The sequence below is a fragment of the Chryseobacterium flavum genome, assembly GCF_003385595.1.
In the GTDB taxonomy this organism is placed as follows: domain Bacteria; phylum Bacteroidota; class Bacteroidia; order Flavobacteriales; family Weeksellaceae; genus Chryseobacterium; species Chryseobacterium flavum.
Map to the genome: position 1 here is coordinate 1 of NZ_QNUE01000008.1, position 17024 is coordinate 17024.

Consider the following 17024-nt stretch of genomic DNA (forward strand, 5'->3'; position numbering starts at 1 on the left):
ATAACCAATCCTTCTGCTTATGTATCAGCAAATGCAGTTGTGTATGTAAGGGTTGCATCTGCAGCATGTTTTAAGGTCGCTGAAATCCAGCTCAGTATAAATACAAATCCTATTCCCGTTATTACCGCTTCAGCTACAACGATTTGCCAAGGTAACAGTATAACTCTGACTTCTAATTTCCCAACCGGAAATTTCTGGTCAACAGGGGAAACAACCCAGAGTATCACCATCTACACAGCAGGCACCTATACTCTGACTGTTAATGACGGAACATGCGTAAGCGAACCTGTCAATATAAACATTACGACAGCTACTGATCCTGATATACAGATTATGGGAAATTTGACATTCTGTGAAGGCTCCCCCAATATACTTACCGCTACAGCTTCCGGAAACGGAAATACATTTTTATGGTCTAACGGGGTTACTACAGCAATAAATACCGTAACAACATCCGGAACATATACTGTAACCGTTATAACCCAGGAAGGCTGTCAATATCAAAAATCTGTTACCGTGACAGCAGACCCTCAGATTATTATCAACATAGCCGCCCCTTCACCTATCACCTGTACACAGCCACAGATTACCCTGGTTGCAACAGCTTCCGTTTATCAGTCTGGTGCTACTTTCTTATGGACAGCTACCGGCGGGGGTAACATTATTTCAGGAGCTGATACTTTAACCCCTGTAGTAAATAATAGCGGAACCTATACACTTACCATTTCCAGTGCAACTGCACAGGGATGCATAAAACAATCATCAATAACAGTGACCGGAAATACAAATCCTCCTGCACTTAGTTTATCTTCTACAAAACTTACCATCTGTAAAGGAGAATCTGTTACCATTACCGCCACCGGAGCTGTAGACTACGCCTGGACCGGGCTTCCGGGAACAGGAAACACCCAAACAGTCACTCCCGCAGATACAACCACCTATTCTGTAACCGGTACGGGAGCTAACGGATGTACTGCCAATGCAACAATAACCATTAAGGTTGTACCTGAAATTACGTCAGTCCTTGGTAATATTGAAATTTGTGACGGAGACCGGATAACATTAGATGCAGGCTCAGGAACAGGCTACACTTACCTTTGGAGTAACGGAGAATCAACACAAATCATTCATCCTACCCAAACCGGAACTTATACCGTAACAATAAACAACGGATATTGTTCTAAGGACTTCACTGCGACAGTGACTGCCATTCCAAAACCTGAAATCCAGGAAATAATTTACAATGACAACTCACTCACTATTAAAGCTAAAAATAACGGAATGCCACCTTTGGAATATTCTATTGATGGTGGAATTACCTGGTATTCTTCTCCTGTTTTTAACAATATCCTCAGAAATGCAATGTATTCTGTTCAGGTAAGAAATAAAGGTCTATACTGTATTGCCAGTACTGAATATTTCACTTTTTTTATAAATAACATAATAACTCCTAATCATGATGGATATAATGACGTCATAGATTTCAGTATCATCAGTAAATACGGTGATTTTAAAGGAGATATCTATGACAGATACGGGCAGACAGTATTTAAGGTAAGCCCACAAACTCCTGTATGGTACGGAGTGTACCTTTCACGACCTCTTCCGACTGGGACTTACTGGTATAAATTATCATGGAAAGATAGATTATCACAGAAAACAGTAACAGCCTCAGGATGGATATTACTACAGAATCGAAATTAGAGAAAAACCGGGTTAACCCGGTTTTTTTTATGATTGTAATCATATTTACATGTCTATTATAAGTATTAAAAAAAGCAATGGCAGCATAAACATATATAAACAAAAATCTCTATCTTTGCATTCACTTTATTCATGGGGTTGACTGGTTTCGACAGCAAGACCAATGGGTAAGTAAGCATGCAGAGAACCGTAGCGCGATCTCTATAATCCCTTGCTACAAAATTTTAACTGGCAACGAAGAGTTCGCTCTTGCAGCTTAATAATCGAAGTATAGTAGATTCAAGCGTTTTCCCGAAGATTTCAGTAAGGAAGCAAGATATTCCACAAATGCTCTGTTCTGCGGCGTTTGATTCTGGGATATAGGAATGCAGAAATAAGGCTTTAGATGCTTCGGCTAAAGCACGAAAATTTTAGAAGATAAGCTGAAAGTTGGGTGTCTGCTCTCTGCTTTCAGACGAAAACCAATAGCAGAATAAGCATGTAGAAAGCTTATGTATTGCTTGTTTGGACGAGGGTTCGAATCCCTCCAACTCCACAAAAAAGAGAAGAGTACGTTTACTCTTCTCTTTTGTTTTATTCAAATCCCAGGCTACAAAATAACCCAGCCAATTGCTGTATTCACTGTATTTTTAACAACATTTATTGCAGCATTAATCGCATTTTCCACAGCAATAATTGTCAGTCCGTCAATGGTAAGTAAAACAATTCTCATTGTACTCTTTTGCATTTCCAGATACAACCTTGCCTTTTCCTCTGTTATTTTACCTGTCAATTTCAATTCTCCGATCAATTTAATATTGTTAATAAAAGAATTGACCTCTGCTTTAACATAAGGCTGAGCATTACTCCAATCATCTGTCAATGACTGTTTCATTGCGTTTAACATGTCTTTTAGTAATTGATTATAGTCTATATCTGCCATTTTTATTAGTTTTTAGCATTTTTCTCTCCTCTTTTTAAAGCCAGCTGTAATTTGGTAAGAGAGGTAAATATGGTATTACACTGGCTGTTGATGAGATCAATTTCAGAAACATGGGTAAATCCAAGTTTATGAACTTTCTCTAAATTATCAATATAATTGGACAGCTCAGAAACCTGATCCTGCACAATTTTATTATTATCAATAGCATTGGTCCGGATCTTAAGAGTCTCCAGATCTACTTTTACATCCTGATAAAAAGATTTATAATTCGCATACTTAGCCTGATCCGCCCCTATTTCGTCTCTGATTTTAACTACAAAACCGGTAACTTTTTCCTGTAATGCCACAATTTTACGGTCAGTCACTTCATCATAATCACTAATCAGTTTAATGGAAGTACAACTGGTCAAGATAACAAGCAGAAAGCTCATCAATAGAGATACACGTTTGTTTAAAACAATCTGACTCATTTAATTAAATTTTAATAGTTTTTTAGCAATATAAATGTACACTTTTCCCTGAATAAAACAGTTAATTAATTATGATAAAGTACATTACATCTCCATAACAGAAAAATATAAGCAGAAATATATATTTTTAACACAAAATAAAAATATGTCTATAACAAATGAATATGAGCTTTCCGGAATGCAAAAAATAAGTGAAGCTGTTGCCTATACATTGAAAGCAATGACACAGTATGCCCAACCCGGAATGTGTACAAAAGACCTTGACGAATATGGTGCGAAAATACTTTCCGGCTTCGGAGCAAAGTCTGCTTCGCACCTTACATATGGTTTTCCGGGATGGACATACATCAGTGTTAATAATGAATTTTGCCATGGTATTCCTGCAGAAAACGGATTTTAAAAGAAGGAGATCTCATTAATATTGATGTATCAGCAGAGCTCAATGGTTTTTGGGCAGATAATGGCGGATCATTTGTTATCGGAAAAGACATTAACCAACAAAAAGTTAATAGATGCATCCAAAGATATTCTACAAAAAGCAATAAGCCATATAAAAGGAGGTGTAAAAATAGCAGATATCGGGCACCTTATGGAAACTGAGGCAAAAAAAGAGGATCCAAAGTCATTAAAAACCTTAGAGGACATGGTGCAGGAAGAAGTTTACAAACTTTCCAGAAACCACACCTCAAAAATTTGTAAAGATGCTGAATATTGTTATCCAAACAGAGGCTTTTGTGCCTCCCAGCAAATGCATTTTTATAGTTACAAACTTCATACGGTTTGTTCTATAAGTGGCCGTTGTGTAATTTATCAATAAAGCCCATTCCAATCAAATATCAATAATTTAAAGTCAGCATTATTTAAAATGCACAACGGGGGCAATAACAAAAAAAAACATCTATAAATTAATTCAATTGGACTATTAGTCGTATACCTTCAAGTCAATAAAAAAGAGAATCTATTTGATTAGATTCTCTTTACGCATCCAGATTTTATTTCTTCATGTAAGTAGATTCTTCAAATTAAAACAAACAGTATTTTAAATGACGATCAAGAAGTTAACTGTTAAAGAATCAATTCGTCTTGATTTTATTTAATAATAGATTGACCATATTGCAGATTTACAGCAATCTGAGTCTTTATTATTTTTAGTAAAAAGGAATAAATTAAATATTCATACAAACGGTTATTCGTTCTTACGACTCTTATGACATGCATATGAAAAACACTTCCCAAATAGGAAAAAAACTCCTGCTTAGATGAATATTTAACCTTATTTAAAAGTTCAAGAATATCATAGCACAATGTTGTTGATTCTTGTAACAGCGTATTTTTTTTGAAGAACACTTCAGTTAAAATATTTTTATGATCATTATATTTTTGATTGATAGACTTTGTTGTATGCTTATTTGAGTTAAACTCAATATCATAACTACTTTTCATAAAGTCAATAAACTCTAATGCTTTATCCCTATCATTGAAAAGTGCATTAATAGTATTAAAAATATACTCTGCACAAAATAGCCATGCCGGGATATCAGATGTTTTTGAATATTTGATAAAATCAAGTGACAACAAGCTATCTTTGAAAAAAATCTCTTCAAAATTTTCTATTTGTGAATATCCATATCTATCCAGTTCTCGCTCATATGTTTCAAGAGAAAATTTATGAATTCTTTTATTACTTTTCCATTTTTCCAGAAGGGATGAGATTGCATTAAAAACAGTTACAAAATTATCAATTTTTGTCAATCTTAACCTTAATCTCAATTGGAATGAATCTTCAGTATATTTAATATAAAAAAAAGACTTAATAAAATTTCCCCTAATCAAATCTTTAATTATTTTATCCAATTTAATCAGTAAATCATCCGCGGTTTTATTACCTATATAAATTTTAAAATAAACCCATTCAGAGCCTGGGGAAAATGTTTGCTTAATATTTCTTTTTTTCGGTATTGTAATCTTATGTTCATTAGAGTTATTTAAATTCTTTTTGCAAAAAATAATTTCGTTATTGACATCCTTATTATTAACCTTTACCGCTGATTTAAACTCAGAAAGGAGATATTCTCTTAATATTAAGCTGCCTTTTTTCTCCAACTCTTTTAATAAAATTTCTAAAGTGTATGTATTTTCAATATCAATCAACAACTCATTATCCCATTCTTCAAAAGTAATATATCGATTAACTTTATAATCTGACAAAAGCATTTTCATCCCCTTAATATGAACATTTTGAGATTTTTTTAATTCAGAAAATTTTATTATCCAACTAGCTCTTCTTAAAACTACATTTTTATATTCAATTCTTGGAATATGATCTAAAAACTGATGATACTTATCAATATTAAGATTCTTGGAATTTGTATAGTCATATTGATATTTTATATCTGCAAGCAGTTCAAATAAAGGCAAGTTTTTTGGGTGATTTATATTAAAAGCATTCGAATAGAAAGGCATGATGGCCTTATTTTCTTCATTTGTTAAAACAACTTTATTATTTCTTACAGAAATATATATATCTTGGATACTAATATTTCCATCCATTACCGGGCTTGCCAAATACGATATATGGTTTCCCCTAAATTTTTTCCTAAGGATAACATTGCCAAGGGTAGACTCAGGAATATAATCTACTTCTGCACATATAAAATCCTTAAAAAATTCATGTTCAAAGGTTGATATCTCGTGTACTAATTCTGTAATTTTTTCACTACTGTTGGTAAACCTACCTAACAAATTAATAGGCGAGCTAGCAATGCCCTTAATATAAAAAATATCTTTATTATCATGATCTTTATATAATTCACCAAAATAAGCAAAAGTTGCTCCTAGTTTGAGCCCATCTGGATTATAGCTTTTTAACTCACTTTCTTCAAGTTTAACATTTAAATTATTTTTAATAGCTTTTTTTATAGAGGAGATAAGATAATTATCTTTTGAATAGATTTCTACATTATTCTTGTATTCTGATGTAGAGTTTTGCAGATTAAATATAATGGGATTATCATCTATTCCTCCACTATTCAAAAACTCACCATAACCTATTCCCGATTCTGCATCCAAAACATCGGTCAATTTCTGTATAGAATCACCATATTTTTCTACAAAAAGTCTTTTAAACTTTGAAATCCTCATTTCTTCAATATTGCTTTTATCTCCTATTCTATCTAAAACATAAGAAGCATCCTGAAGAAATTTATCATATGATACAGGCAAATTACTTTGAGTAGTAAAGTTTATTTCTTTATGTAAAAAAACCTTGTTTTTCTTATTAGGAAATTGATTTTCGAAAAAAGCATTCAGGTCTTTAGTATTTTCTAAAGATATATGCTGATCTGAATTATTTATAGTCTCTTCTTTATCTATAATATACTTTAGAGACTCTATTTTTTCATTAAGTATTTTAACATTAAATTCTTCTTGAATCTTTTCCAGTTTTTTTAATAGTTCTACTTCAGAAGCTCCTCCTATTGAAGATTGGCTTAATTCTGAAATGATTATCTGAGAATCAATTAATTCATTTACATACTCTGCAGCTTCATCCCGTTCGTAACCAAAATCCTCAATATATTTTATAAGATCTGGATATTTAGTCCCGTGAGAACAATTATTTATAATATTCTTTAATATGATATCTATTGTGACCTGTGTCAGCTCATATTTTCTTTTACCATTTTGTTGATTATGGGTAAACTCAACATAACGATAATTGTTATTATGCTTATACAAACTAGTATTTGTATAATACCGAAGTAGCTGTCGGATATTATGATCTTTTTCAAGATTTTCATAAAACATCTGATAAAGATTTGCATCCAAACGAGTATGTATAATAAAACCAGGAGACCTTTCTATATTACATTCTGAAATATCATTTCCATGTTCCACAACAAGATTACCAGAAAAAAGCCCAAAAGGTGTACAGCGGGTCGACAATCTTATAATATACTTAATACAGGTTAATACCATTTTCTGGTTTTCAGAAAAACTATTTTCATTTTGTTTAATAAATTCAGAATAGAAGACAGGAGAGGCTGTATGTAAAGCATTTAAAAAAAAATCATCTTTTATTAAAAGTTTAAAAAGATCTCTTTTATCATAGTTTAGAATTTCCTGATAATATTCAAAACATTTTACTGGTGTTCTAATAACACTTTTTGAAAATAAATCATTCATACAAAAAAAGTTTTAGCCAATTATTATTTCTATTATTTCTTTGATACATCAGGTTCAAGCCTATGCCGGTAGCACCAGTCAACAACCCCCAATCTTTTTTATATAAGTTCTCATCCCCTGTACACTTCTTAAACCCAGCAATAGTATCATCCTGTTGAATTTGGGAAATTATTAAATCCATAAAAACTTTATAATTTTCTAAAAACCCTATATCATTGGTAATGTCAAACCATTTTTTATTAAAAAAAGCTACACTTGACATTCCATGGCAAAAAGAAAAGTCATAATATTCAGAATTTCCAAGGGATGTATATATATCGTTTCTTTTTTTCCAGTGATCAGAAACTTTATATGAATGCTTTAATATTCTTTCAGAATTTAAAAATTGTCCCAGCTTATGCAAAGATGTTGAAATAGTCTGATCCCCGTAACACCAACCTAAAGGATGTAAAAAAGAAGCATTTTTTTCAAAATCATTTCTACTACTTATACTAGGGTAAAGCGATAGATTGGAAAAATTGATATCAGCATCCAGGTATATTTCACCAATCAATTTCAAAAGACTTACGGCCTGAGTTTTGTCTACAGCTAGATCTATTCCATTAATGACAATATGTATATATGAGCACATTCCGTGTGCCAAACCATAATTAAAGGATTGGTTATCAGTATTTTTAATCTTGTTCAGATTCTTAAAAATGGATACAACAATATGATTGTAAATTACTTTTGTTGATGACGGATTAATATTGAAGGTAATCAAATAATGTAAAACGCCTAATTTTCCATGTAAAAAGTCTAAAGAATTAAAGTCATCTACCACCTCAAAATCACAACTCATAGAATCCAGAATGATTCTGTCTATGTCTATTAATAATTCTTCAACATCATAATCGTTGGTCTCCAAATATGTCTTACAAATTCTTATAAGAAAAGCTATACCAGTAAGACCATCACAATAAGTCAATGAATAATCTTCACTATTTAATTTATCATAAATAATATCAAAAATCCTGAAAAAGAATTCCTCATCTTCATGAGTTCGGAGGTCTGAGTTTATCTTTTCAAAAAATAATAATGCCACTCCTCCTAAACCATCAAATAGAGATAATTTATGCTCCGAGGGATTAAAATTTTCAATATAATAATTTGCAATTTCGCAAATCTTATCATCTGTTTTATTAGCCAAATCAATTTTCATCTTAATATCATAAAACAACAATGCCCTGCAATTAGCAAAGCATTGTTTATTCATATTTTTTTAAAAAAATTATTTTGTAGGGTATGGAGAGTTTGTCGTGTAAGTCGGTTGTGTCGTAGTTTGAGGACAATACGTTAAATTACTAGTATTTCCTCCCCCTGTACACCAACAACATGTAAAATCATTATTAGAACTCCTGGCAGTTCCTCCAGCTTCCAAGCCATCATCAATACCTAATTCTCCTCCTTTCACAGATTCCATATCTGCTTTTGTTAACGATGTAATTTTTTCTTTTTTAAGAGTCAATTTCTTTTTGCTCATAAGATTTAAGTTTTAAAGGTTATTGTTTTTGTTTGCTAAAAATAGAAAAAATTATTTATCTAACAAAATATTTTCTAATCATTTTTTTGTTCTATAAATCTTTGTTCATCTTTAGAAAGCAAAACATTACTATCTTTATTTTTATCATTAGGAATATTTTCCCATAATTTTTTATTAAGGTCTATTTTGTTCTGTAACCCTCCAGTTTTTGTTTCATTAAATCTTTGAAAAATAATTTCTCGATTGAAAGTTTTGACATTTTTTTTACCTTCATAAAGAACATAGCTTTCCCCTTTAATTTCTGATAAAGATGGAATATATTTATTATCTTTCTTATAAAATTCAAAAATTACGGTACCATTCCCTGGCTTGAATTCATAATCAATACCATTATCAGTTTTATTTTTATAATAAGGAAGCTCACTCTGATCATAATTTGCCTCATAGCGAGTAATAATATGATCTACTTTATTATATAGAATAGATCCAGATATATTAACTCCGGCTAAAGGAGCATGAATTTTGAAATGAATCAATTGCTCATGATCTGTATCATTTGTTAATCTTCCCGAAAGTTTTACATCTTTAACTGATAGAAAACCAAGAACTCTTATTAATTCATAATTAAAAAAAATATTTCCAACAAAATCTTTAGATTGGTCTAAAGATGATCCTTTAAAAAAATCATTTTTATTCTCAGTAGATTTAAAATATTTTATATCATTAAGTTCCATCTGTACAAATTGATCATAGTCATTTTTATACTTGAAACTATAAAAATTAGAACTTGTCCATAAGCTGGCTTCAGCAATCAACAAAAAACTTAGTCCACCATTATCCGTATTCTTTTGCTTATAAACTATATCATAAAGAGAGGGGGCACTATAATATAATTTCGTGTATTTTTTAGAAACCTCTTCAAATATTTTTTTTATATCAACGTTGATTATCTTTACTTCTTCAAGTTGCTTATAAAGAGGTTTCATTTTTAATAATGAAGTACCTGTGGTTAGTTTTTCAGAAATATAGCCAGACTTTGTAATATCAATCATATTTACATTTTTATTTTCAGGAATCAAAACCTCACCATCGTCATTCGTATATAAAACTTCACTAGAAAATAAAATTCTGGCATTAGGTATAGGTGTCCCTTCCTGCTCGTCAACTACTTTAACCTTCCATATAGCCTGAGAATATAAAATGTTTAAAAAAAGTAAGAAAAATAAGTTGAAAATTTTCATTCTAAATGATTTTAATATTAGTATTCCATTATAAGTGAATAACTTCAAATTTAAAACTATTTTCTAATCCTAAAAGAAACATATATTTATTTTAGGAATGAGTTTCTATCTTAATAAAAAGTCAATATTAAAGCTCATCGATATAAAATAAGGTAATTTAAATTGATTTTATCCTGTCCGGCCTGTGTAAAATATAACCTACTGAAAACGAAAAGACTAAAACGAAACAATCTAAAATGAAAGCTTCCAGTCCACAAAAAAGACTAAAAAAATGTTTTATCGTAAAGAATTTTATATATTTGCACCATCTAACAATTAAAAAAATAATTTACTATGTCAGACATTGCATCAAGAGTAAAAGCTATCATCGCTGATAAGCTTGACGTTGAAGAAACAGAAGTAACTCCTGAAGCTAGCTTCACTAACGATTTAGGAGCTGATTCACTAGATACAGTTGAGTTAATCATGGAATTTGAAAAGGAATTCAACATTCAGATCCCTGATGATCAAGCTGAAAAAATTACTACTGTAGGACACGCTATCGCTTACATCGAAGAAGTAGTAAATAAATAATATTCTTCAACAAAAAAGAAAATTTTAAAAGTTTATGGAATTAAAAAGAGTAGTTGTAACCGGATTTGGAGCAATAACGCCAATAGGAAATAATGCAAAAGAATACTGGGAAAATCTTGTGAAAGGTGAGAGCGGTGCCGCTCCGATTACTCTTTTTGATGCCACAAACTTTAAAACAAAGTTCGCCTGTGAAGTGAAAAACTTCGATCCGTTACAGCATTTCGATAAGAAAGAAGCTAAAAAAATGGACCGAAACACCCAGCTGGGACTTGTTGCTGCCAGAGAGGCAGTAGAACATTCTGGTATTATTGAGGATAATGTAGATAAAAACAGAGTTGGTGTAATTTGGGGCTCCGGAATCGGAGGTCTGGAAACATTTGAAACGGAAGTATTAGGATGGGCAAATACGGAAATCCCTAGATTTAACCCGTTCTTCATTCCTAAAATGATTGCTGATATGACTCCTGGTCAGATCTCAATTGAATATGGTTTTCACGGACCGAATTATACAACAGTATCTGCATGTGCATCTTCAGCAAATGCTATAATTGATTCCAAAATGCTTATCCAGTTAGGAAAAGCAGACGTTATTGTGTGCGGAGGCTCTGAAGCTGCCGTTACAGCAAGTGGTGTCGGTGGATTTAATGCAATGATGGCACTTTCTACAAGAAATGATGATCCTACAACAGCTTCAAGACCTTTTGACAAAGACAGAGATGGATTTGTACTGGGTGAAGGTGCAGGATGTATTGTTCTTGAAGAATACGAGCACGCTGTAAAACGTGGTGCTACAATTTATGCAGAATTATTGGGAGGTGGTATGAGTGCAGATGCATATCATATGACAGCTCCACACCCTGAAGGCCTTGGCGCTTATCTGGTAATGAAAAACTGTTTGGAAGATGCAGGTTTAACTGCTGATGAAGTAGATCATATCAACATGCATGGTACCTCTACTCCATTAGGAGACATTGCTGAATCCAATGCAATTTCAAAATTATTGGGTGAGCACGCTTACGACATTCAGATCAATTCTACAAAATCAATGACCGGCCACCTTCTGGGTGCAGCAGGTGTTATTGAAGCTATCGCTGCGTTAGGAACTATTATTCATGGTACTGTTCCTCCTACCATCAACCATTTTACTGATGATGAAAAGATAGACAGCAGATTAAACTTTACGTTTAACACCGCTGTGAAGAAAGATGTAAAAGTAGCCATGAGCAATACTTTTGGATTTGGTGGGCATAACGCCTGCGTTCTATTTAAGAAAATCTAAATTCAATGAATGGAGTTACAGAAATACTTTTCTAAATTCCTTCTTAAAAAAAGAAAAAGACAATTAACGGAGAGAGAATATTTTCTCAGTACCGAACTCAGAAAAGTGTTGGGTACAGAGGTACAGAATATTGCTCTTTATCGTGAGGCTTTTTCTTTGAAAAACTCTTCTAAAAATCAAGACAGTAATTATGAAAGGCTTGAATTTTTGGGAGATTCTGTTTTGGGTACAATTATTTCCTGTCATTTGTTCCAGACTTACCCTCAGGCTAATGAAGGCTATCTGACACAAATGAAGTCCAAAATTGTTAATAGGAAAAATCTTAATAAATTAGGAGAAGATTTAAAACTTACCAACCTTCTGCAAAAGCAAAACAGTTCTTCAGCATTAGGTGAAAATATCTCCGGAAACTTATTTGAAGCCTTAATCGGAGCGGTGTATTTAGATTTCCAATATGATACTTGCCGAAAGATCATTCTGGAAAAATTACTGACCCCGACCGAAATTAACAAACTGGAAAATAAAATTGTAAGCTACAAAGGTCTCCTGCTTGAATGGAGTCAGAAAAAGAAGGTCAATATAAAGTACGAAACCTGTGAAGAAATACAAGCTAACAAAGCTGTTGTATTCAGGTGCCACGTCTGGCTCGGAGATGATAAAATTGCAAATGCAACAGAAACCTCCAAGAAAAAGGCGGAAGAAAAGGCAGCACAGCGTGCATTTTATATTTTAAACAAAAAAGAAAACATACTTGGAAATTCAAAAACTTTATGATCTGGATGATATAGAATTTGAAGATATTGCCATAGGATTGGTAAGATTAGCAAAAGATATACCCGCTCACGAGTTTTTCTATACAATAAATCAAACAAACAACCTCATTTTCTCACGAAAAAAAGACCTGGTCTTTCATGGGGATTACTTTGACTATTTTTTTCCGAGATTCGAGGCATATGACAAGTTTACGAAAACCTGTTTTACTTTTATTTCAAACAAATCTTCAGAAAGTAAACAAAAAAAAGTTCAGACCGAGCTCTTTACAGAAGAAGAAAACATTAAATTTTTATTAAATAATCAGGTAGATGTAGAATATATTCTGCATAGTTCGGAACAGTTTCCTGATTTTTCCGTAATTTTGCTCCCTGAAAATCTTGTGTTTCCAATTCAAGATTATACATTGAGTTCTGACGAAGAACTTTATCAAATTATCCAGTATTATGAATAAGTATTTAAAGAAGACAAAAATTATCGCAACACTAGGGCCAGCTTCTTCATCAAAGGAGGTGATGTTGGATTTAATGAAAGCAGGTGTTGATATTTTCAGAATAAATTTTTCACATGCAGATTATGACTTAGTTCGAAAAAATATTGAAATAATTAGAGAGCTGAATAAAGAGTATGGTTATTCTGTAGGTATTCTCGGAGATCTTCAAGGGCCGAAGCTAAGGGTAGGTGTGGTAAAAGAGGGTTCATATCTGAACCCGGGGGATATTCTTACTTTCACTAATGAAAAGATAGAAGGAGATTCTACCAAAGTATTTATGACTTATCAACAGTTTCCGCAAGATGTAAAAGTAGGGGAACGAATCCTTATTGATGATGGGAAACTGGTATTGGAAGTTATTGAAACCAATGAAAAGGATACGGTAAGAGCAAAAACCATTCAGGGAGGGCCTCTAAGCTCGAAAAAAGGAGTAAATCTTCCTAATACAAATGTATCTCTTCCTGCTTTGACAGAAAAGGATATTCAGGATGCAAATTTCATGCTTGATATGGAAGTAGATTGGATTGCCCTTTCTTTTGTACGTCATGCCCAGGATATCATTGACCTTAAAGACCTGATCGAAAAGCATCCAAACGGTAAGTTTAAGACTCCGATTATTGCTAAGATTGAGAAACCGGAAGGTGTTAAAAATATTGATGAAATTTTATTGGAATGCGATGGTCTTATGGTTGCCCGTGGTGACTTAGGAGTAGAGGTTCCAATGGAAGAAGTTCCTGCTATTCAGAAAAATCTGGTTGAAAAAGCCAGGTTCTATTCCAAACCTGTAATTATTGCTACCCAGATGATGGAAACAATGATCAACAGTTTAACGCCAACCAGAGCGGAAGTAAACGATGTTGCCAACTCTGTATTGGATGGAGCTGATGCGGTAATGCTTTCAGGAGAAACATCTGTAGGAAGATATCCGGTACAGGTAGTGGAAAATATGGCAAAAATTGTCAAGAATATAGAAACCACTCATTTTTATCAACACAAAAATGAGCCAATTGAAAAAGATTACAACTGTATTGATGAAAGATTCATTACGAACAGGGTATGCCTTGCAGCAGTAAGAATTGCAAAAACAACTAATGTTTCTGCTATCGTCACCCTTACTCATTCGGGGTATACAGCATTTCAACTTGCCGCTCACAGACCAAATTCTCATATCATTGTATACAGTGGTAACAAAAGAGTCATCACAATGCTGAATCTTCTTTGGGGGGTTCATGCTTACTACTATGACATGAAAAAATCTACAGATGAAACAATCATCCAGGTTAATATGCTAACCCACAATTACGGATATATTGAAACCGGAGATTTTGTAATCAATATCAATGCTACTCCATCATATGAAGGTGGAAAAACAAATACATTAAGGTTGACAACTGTTTAGTACGAACAAAAAACAAATATTATAACATAAAAACTCCCGGAATTCCGGGAGTTTTTATGTTATAATATTATATATTTTACAATAGTAATTTAATTTCCTACAATTGTTTTTGCTGTTACGAATTCCTTTAAAGCCAATAGGGATAATTCTGTTCCATACCCTGAAGCCTTGGAGCCACCAAACGGAAAACGCGGATCAGAACTTGTCATTCTGTTGATATTTACGGTTCCTGATTCAAGGTTTTCAATAAAAAACAGCTGACGGTTCTTATTCTTAGTCCAGACAGAATTTGAAAGTCCAAAAGGAATATCGTTAGCAATCTGTAAAGCTTCATCATCATTTTTGGCAATCATGATCATACCAAGAGGTCCAAAAAGCTCTTCCCGTAAAATGGGGTTTCCTTCCTTAACCCGGATTAAACCCGGCTTAAATTCATTCTCTGAAATCCGTTCTAAAGGTATAATGATTTCTGCTCCATTCTCCAATGCTCTGTTAAACTGGGCCTCTAACTCATCAGCCAGATCCGGTCTTGCCATTCCTGCTAATTTGGTTTCTTTATTCAAAGGATCGCCGATCTCATATTTTTTATATTCTTCAATGAATTTAGGTAGAAATGCATCTTCAACTTTTTCATCAATGATAAACCTTTTTGCCGCAGTACAGGTTTGGCCACAGTTTTGAAGTCTTGATTTAACTCCGGCCTTTGCTGCTTCCTCCAGATCTGCATCATCAAAAATAATAAAAGCATCACTTCCTCCTAATTCAAGTAAAGATTTTTTAATGTTCAGACCTGCTATTGAAGCCACTTCTCCTCCTGCCTTTCCACTGCCTGTAAGACTTACTCCTTTTATCACATCATGTTCAAGAATTTCTTTCACTGCTTTATGCCCCACTTCCAGGTTCTGGAAAATCCCTTCAGGGAAACCTGCTTCCAAAAGAACTTCTTCAATGGCATTTCCGCTTCCAAAACAAATTGAAGCATGCTTCAGAACTACTGTATTTCCGGCTAAAATTGCAGGAACAGCAAATCTCAATACCTGCCAAAAGGGAAAGTTCCAGGGCATTACACCTAAAATTACACCTTTCGGAACATAATGGACTTCAGAATAGGCAAATTCAGATTCAACTTTTTCAGGTTTTAAAATATTCTCAGCATCTGCATAATAATTCATCATCAATGCGCATTTCTCCACCTCAGCAATAGATTCCGAAATGGGCTTATTCATTTCAGTAGTAATGATCCTTCCAAACTTCTCTGAATTATCTTTAAAAATTGTTGCTGCTTTTGCAATTAACTTCTGCCTTTCCTCAAACGGCATTTTTCTCCATAATGAAAACGCTTTATCTGCTTTAATCAGCTTGTTTTCAATCAATTGTTCCATAATATAATTTCTGTTTTAAATTCAGCTAATGAATTTATTTGTGCTTTTTAGATAAAAGCACCGTCAAATCAGCAAATTCTGTTCCTTAGGGATAAATAATATAGTGATTTTCTCTATCGGTAGAATATAACTTTATCTTAAATCATCAGCCATTCATTCACAAGGCATGCTGCCAATCTTGCCGTTCTCTCCTGAATATCAAAGGATGGGTTAACCTCAGCCACATCCAGTGCAATCAATTTTTTATTTTTTAAAATATGCCTGTAGAAATGCATGAACGTAGCATCTGCAAAGATACCATTATAAGCCGAAGCAGAAACACCCGGAGCTATTGAAGCATTAAATACGTCCATACAGATTGTAAGATAAGCAAAATCTACCTGGTCCAGCAGCTCATCAATACGCTGATAGATAGAAGGGAGATTTTCAAAAAACAATTCATCTGCAAGAATATATTTCATCCCATACTGATGTGCTGTATCAAAAAGCTTTAAGGTATTTGAATTTCTCTGAATCCCAATATGCAAAGAATTAACAGGGCCTTCCTGTGCAATCTGCCAGAATCCTGTTCCCGAACTTGCCCCCACCCCTTTTTCCGGCTGTCTGTTGTCAAAATGAGCATCTATATTAATGATTCCGATTTTTTGCTCCCGAAAAGCGGTTTTTATTCCCAGGTAGTGGGCATAGGTCACCTCATGCCCTCCACCCAGCACTAAAGATTTCCCTCCTTTTAAAAGCACCTTGGAAACATTCTTGGCAAGATTGTTCTGAGTATATTCCAGGTTACCATCTTCACAGGTAATATTACCAAAGTCAAGCAATGAAAAATCCGGAAGTATGACCGGAAAATTAGACATATTCTTCCTGATTACATCCGGAGCTTCCTTAGCACCCTGACGACCTCGGTTTCTTCTTACACCTTCATCTACTGCAAATCCGTGCAAAACGAAATCATTCATCGAAATATTATCGTAATTCTGTTCTTCTTTTACTCTTTGAAATATTCTGTGGAAAAGAAGCTCTTCACCATCCAATCTACCCTGCCAAATATTTTGAACCATAATCCTTTAAAATTCAATTTTATTT

The 17024-nt window shown here is 33.4% G+C and carries 14 protein-coding genes, 1 other RNA gene and 2 pseudogenes; 9 read left to right on the forward strand and 8 right to left on the reverse strand.

Annotation, left to right across the window (positions count from 1 at the left end):
- Both DRF59_RS11430 and ssrA read left to right on the forward strand, forming a co-directional pair.
- On the forward strand, positions 1-1704 hold a 1704-nt coding region (locus tag DRF59_RS11430), incomplete at its 5' end, for a T9SS type B sorting domain-containing protein (protein ID WP_133297272.1).
- Positions 1705-1838: 134 nt separating this feature from the next.
- Positions 1839-2242, forward strand: a transfer-messenger RNA (tmRNA) gene (gene ssrA, locus DRF59_RS11435).
- A gap of 51 nt (positions 2243-2293) precedes the next feature.
- On the opposite strand, the gene DRF59_RS11440 is transcribed toward ssrA, so the two are convergent.
- Positions 2294-2626, reverse strand: a complete 333-nt coding sequence (locus DRF59_RS11440; RefSeq protein WP_115959845.1) for a hypothetical protein — start codon at positions 2624-2626, stop codon at positions 2294-2296.
- 5 nt (positions 2627-2631) lie between these two features.
- Positions 2632-3096 carry a hypothetical protein gene (locus DRF59_RS11445; RefSeq protein ID WP_123873679.1) on the reverse strand — a complete coding sequence of 155 codons (465 nt, stop codon included), beginning with the start codon at positions 3094-3096 and terminating at the stop codon, positions 2632-2634.
- A gap of 145 nt (positions 3097-3241) precedes the next feature.
- Here DRF59_RS11445 and DRF59_RS11450 point away from each other — a divergent pair.
- Together DRF59_RS11450 and DRF59_RS21325 are read left to right on the forward strand one after the other, a co-directional pair.
- Positions 3242-3759: pseudogene (locus DRF59_RS11450) on the forward strand (M24 family metallopeptidase); the annotation flags it as partial.
- Positions 3752-3892, forward strand: a pseudogene (locus DRF59_RS21325) (IS982 family transposase); the annotation flags it as partial. The pseudogenes DRF59_RS11450 and DRF59_RS21325, both read left to right, overlap by 8 nt.
- 293 nt (positions 3893-4185) lie before the next feature.
- Here DRF59_RS21325 and DRF59_RS11455 read toward each other — a convergent pair.
- The 4 genes from DRF59_RS11455 to DRF59_RS11470 form a co-directional block, all read right to left on the reverse strand.
- Positions 4186-7278 (reverse strand): lantibiotic dehydratase, encoded by a 3093-nt coding sequence (locus DRF59_RS11455; RefSeq protein ID WP_115959851.1) that lies wholly within the window; start codon positions 7276-7278, stop codon positions 4186-4188.
- Entirely contained in the window at positions 7271-8533 is a 1263-nt protein-coding gene (locus tag DRF59_RS11460) for a lanthionine synthetase LanC family protein (RefSeq protein ID WP_115959854.1), read from the reverse strand. Before DRF59_RS11460 ends, DRF59_RS11455 begins: the two co-directional genes overlap by 8 nt.
- 15 nt (positions 8534-8548) lie before the next feature.
- Entirely contained in the window at positions 8549-8800 is a 252-nt protein-coding gene (locus DRF59_RS11465) for a class I lanthipeptide (RefSeq protein WP_115959857.1), read from the reverse strand.
- Between the two features lie 74 nt (positions 8801-8874).
- Entirely contained in the window at positions 8875-10041 is a 1167-nt protein-coding gene (locus tag DRF59_RS11470; RefSeq protein ID WP_115959860.1) for a hypothetical protein, read from the reverse strand.
- 333 nt (positions 10042-10374) lie between these two features.
- On the opposite strand from DRF59_RS11470, the gene DRF59_RS11475 reads away from it, so the two are divergent.
- The 5 genes from DRF59_RS11475 to pyk are packed head-to-tail and all read left to right on the forward strand — an operon-like array spanning position 10375 to position 14556.
- Positions 10375-10614 (forward strand): acyl carrier protein, encoded by a 240-nt coding sequence (locus DRF59_RS11475; protein WP_002976354.1) that lies wholly within the window; start codon positions 10375-10377, stop codon positions 10612-10614.
- Positions 10615-10648: 34 nt separating this feature from the next.
- Positions 10649-11893, forward strand: coding sequence for a beta-ketoacyl-ACP synthase II (gene fabF, locus DRF59_RS11480; protein ID WP_115959863.1), 1245 nt, complete (start codon positions 10649-10651; stop codon positions 11891-11893).
- Between the two features lie 9 nt (positions 11894-11902).
- Positions 11903-12667: a ribonuclease III gene (gene rnc / locus DRF59_RS11485; protein ID WP_115959866.1), complete on the forward strand. Its 765-nt coding sequence runs from the start codon at positions 11903-11905 to the stop codon at positions 12665-12667.
- Positions 12645-13118, forward strand: a complete 474-nt coding sequence (locus DRF59_RS11490) for an IPExxxVDY family protein (RefSeq protein WP_115959869.1) — start codon at positions 12645-12647, stop codon at positions 13116-13118. Before rnc ends, DRF59_RS11490 begins: the two co-directional genes overlap by 23 nt.
- On the forward strand, positions 13111-14556 hold the full coding sequence (gene pyk / locus DRF59_RS11495) for a pyruvate kinase (protein ID WP_115959872.1): 1446 nt from the start codon (positions 13111-13113) through the stop codon (positions 14554-14556). The genes DRF59_RS11490 and pyk overlap by 8 nt, the downstream gene beginning before the upstream one ends.
- A gap of 89 nt (positions 14557-14645) precedes the next feature.
- Here pyk and DRF59_RS11500 read toward each other — a convergent pair whose 3' ends face one another.
- Both DRF59_RS11500 and hutG read right to left on the reverse strand, forming a co-directional pair.
- The gene (locus DRF59_RS11500; RefSeq protein ID WP_115959875.1) at positions 14646-15938 is read right to left on the reverse strand and encodes an aldehyde dehydrogenase family protein; all 1293 of its coding nucleotides are present in this window, start codon (positions 15936-15938) and stop codon (positions 14646-14648) included.
- 137 nt (positions 15939-16075) lie between these two features.
- The gene (gene hutG, locus DRF59_RS11505) at positions 16076-16999 is read right to left on the reverse strand and encodes a formimidoylglutamase (protein WP_115959878.1); all 924 of its coding nucleotides are present in this window, start codon (positions 16997-16999) and stop codon (positions 16076-16078) included.
- Positions 17000-17024 lie beyond the last annotated feature (25 nt).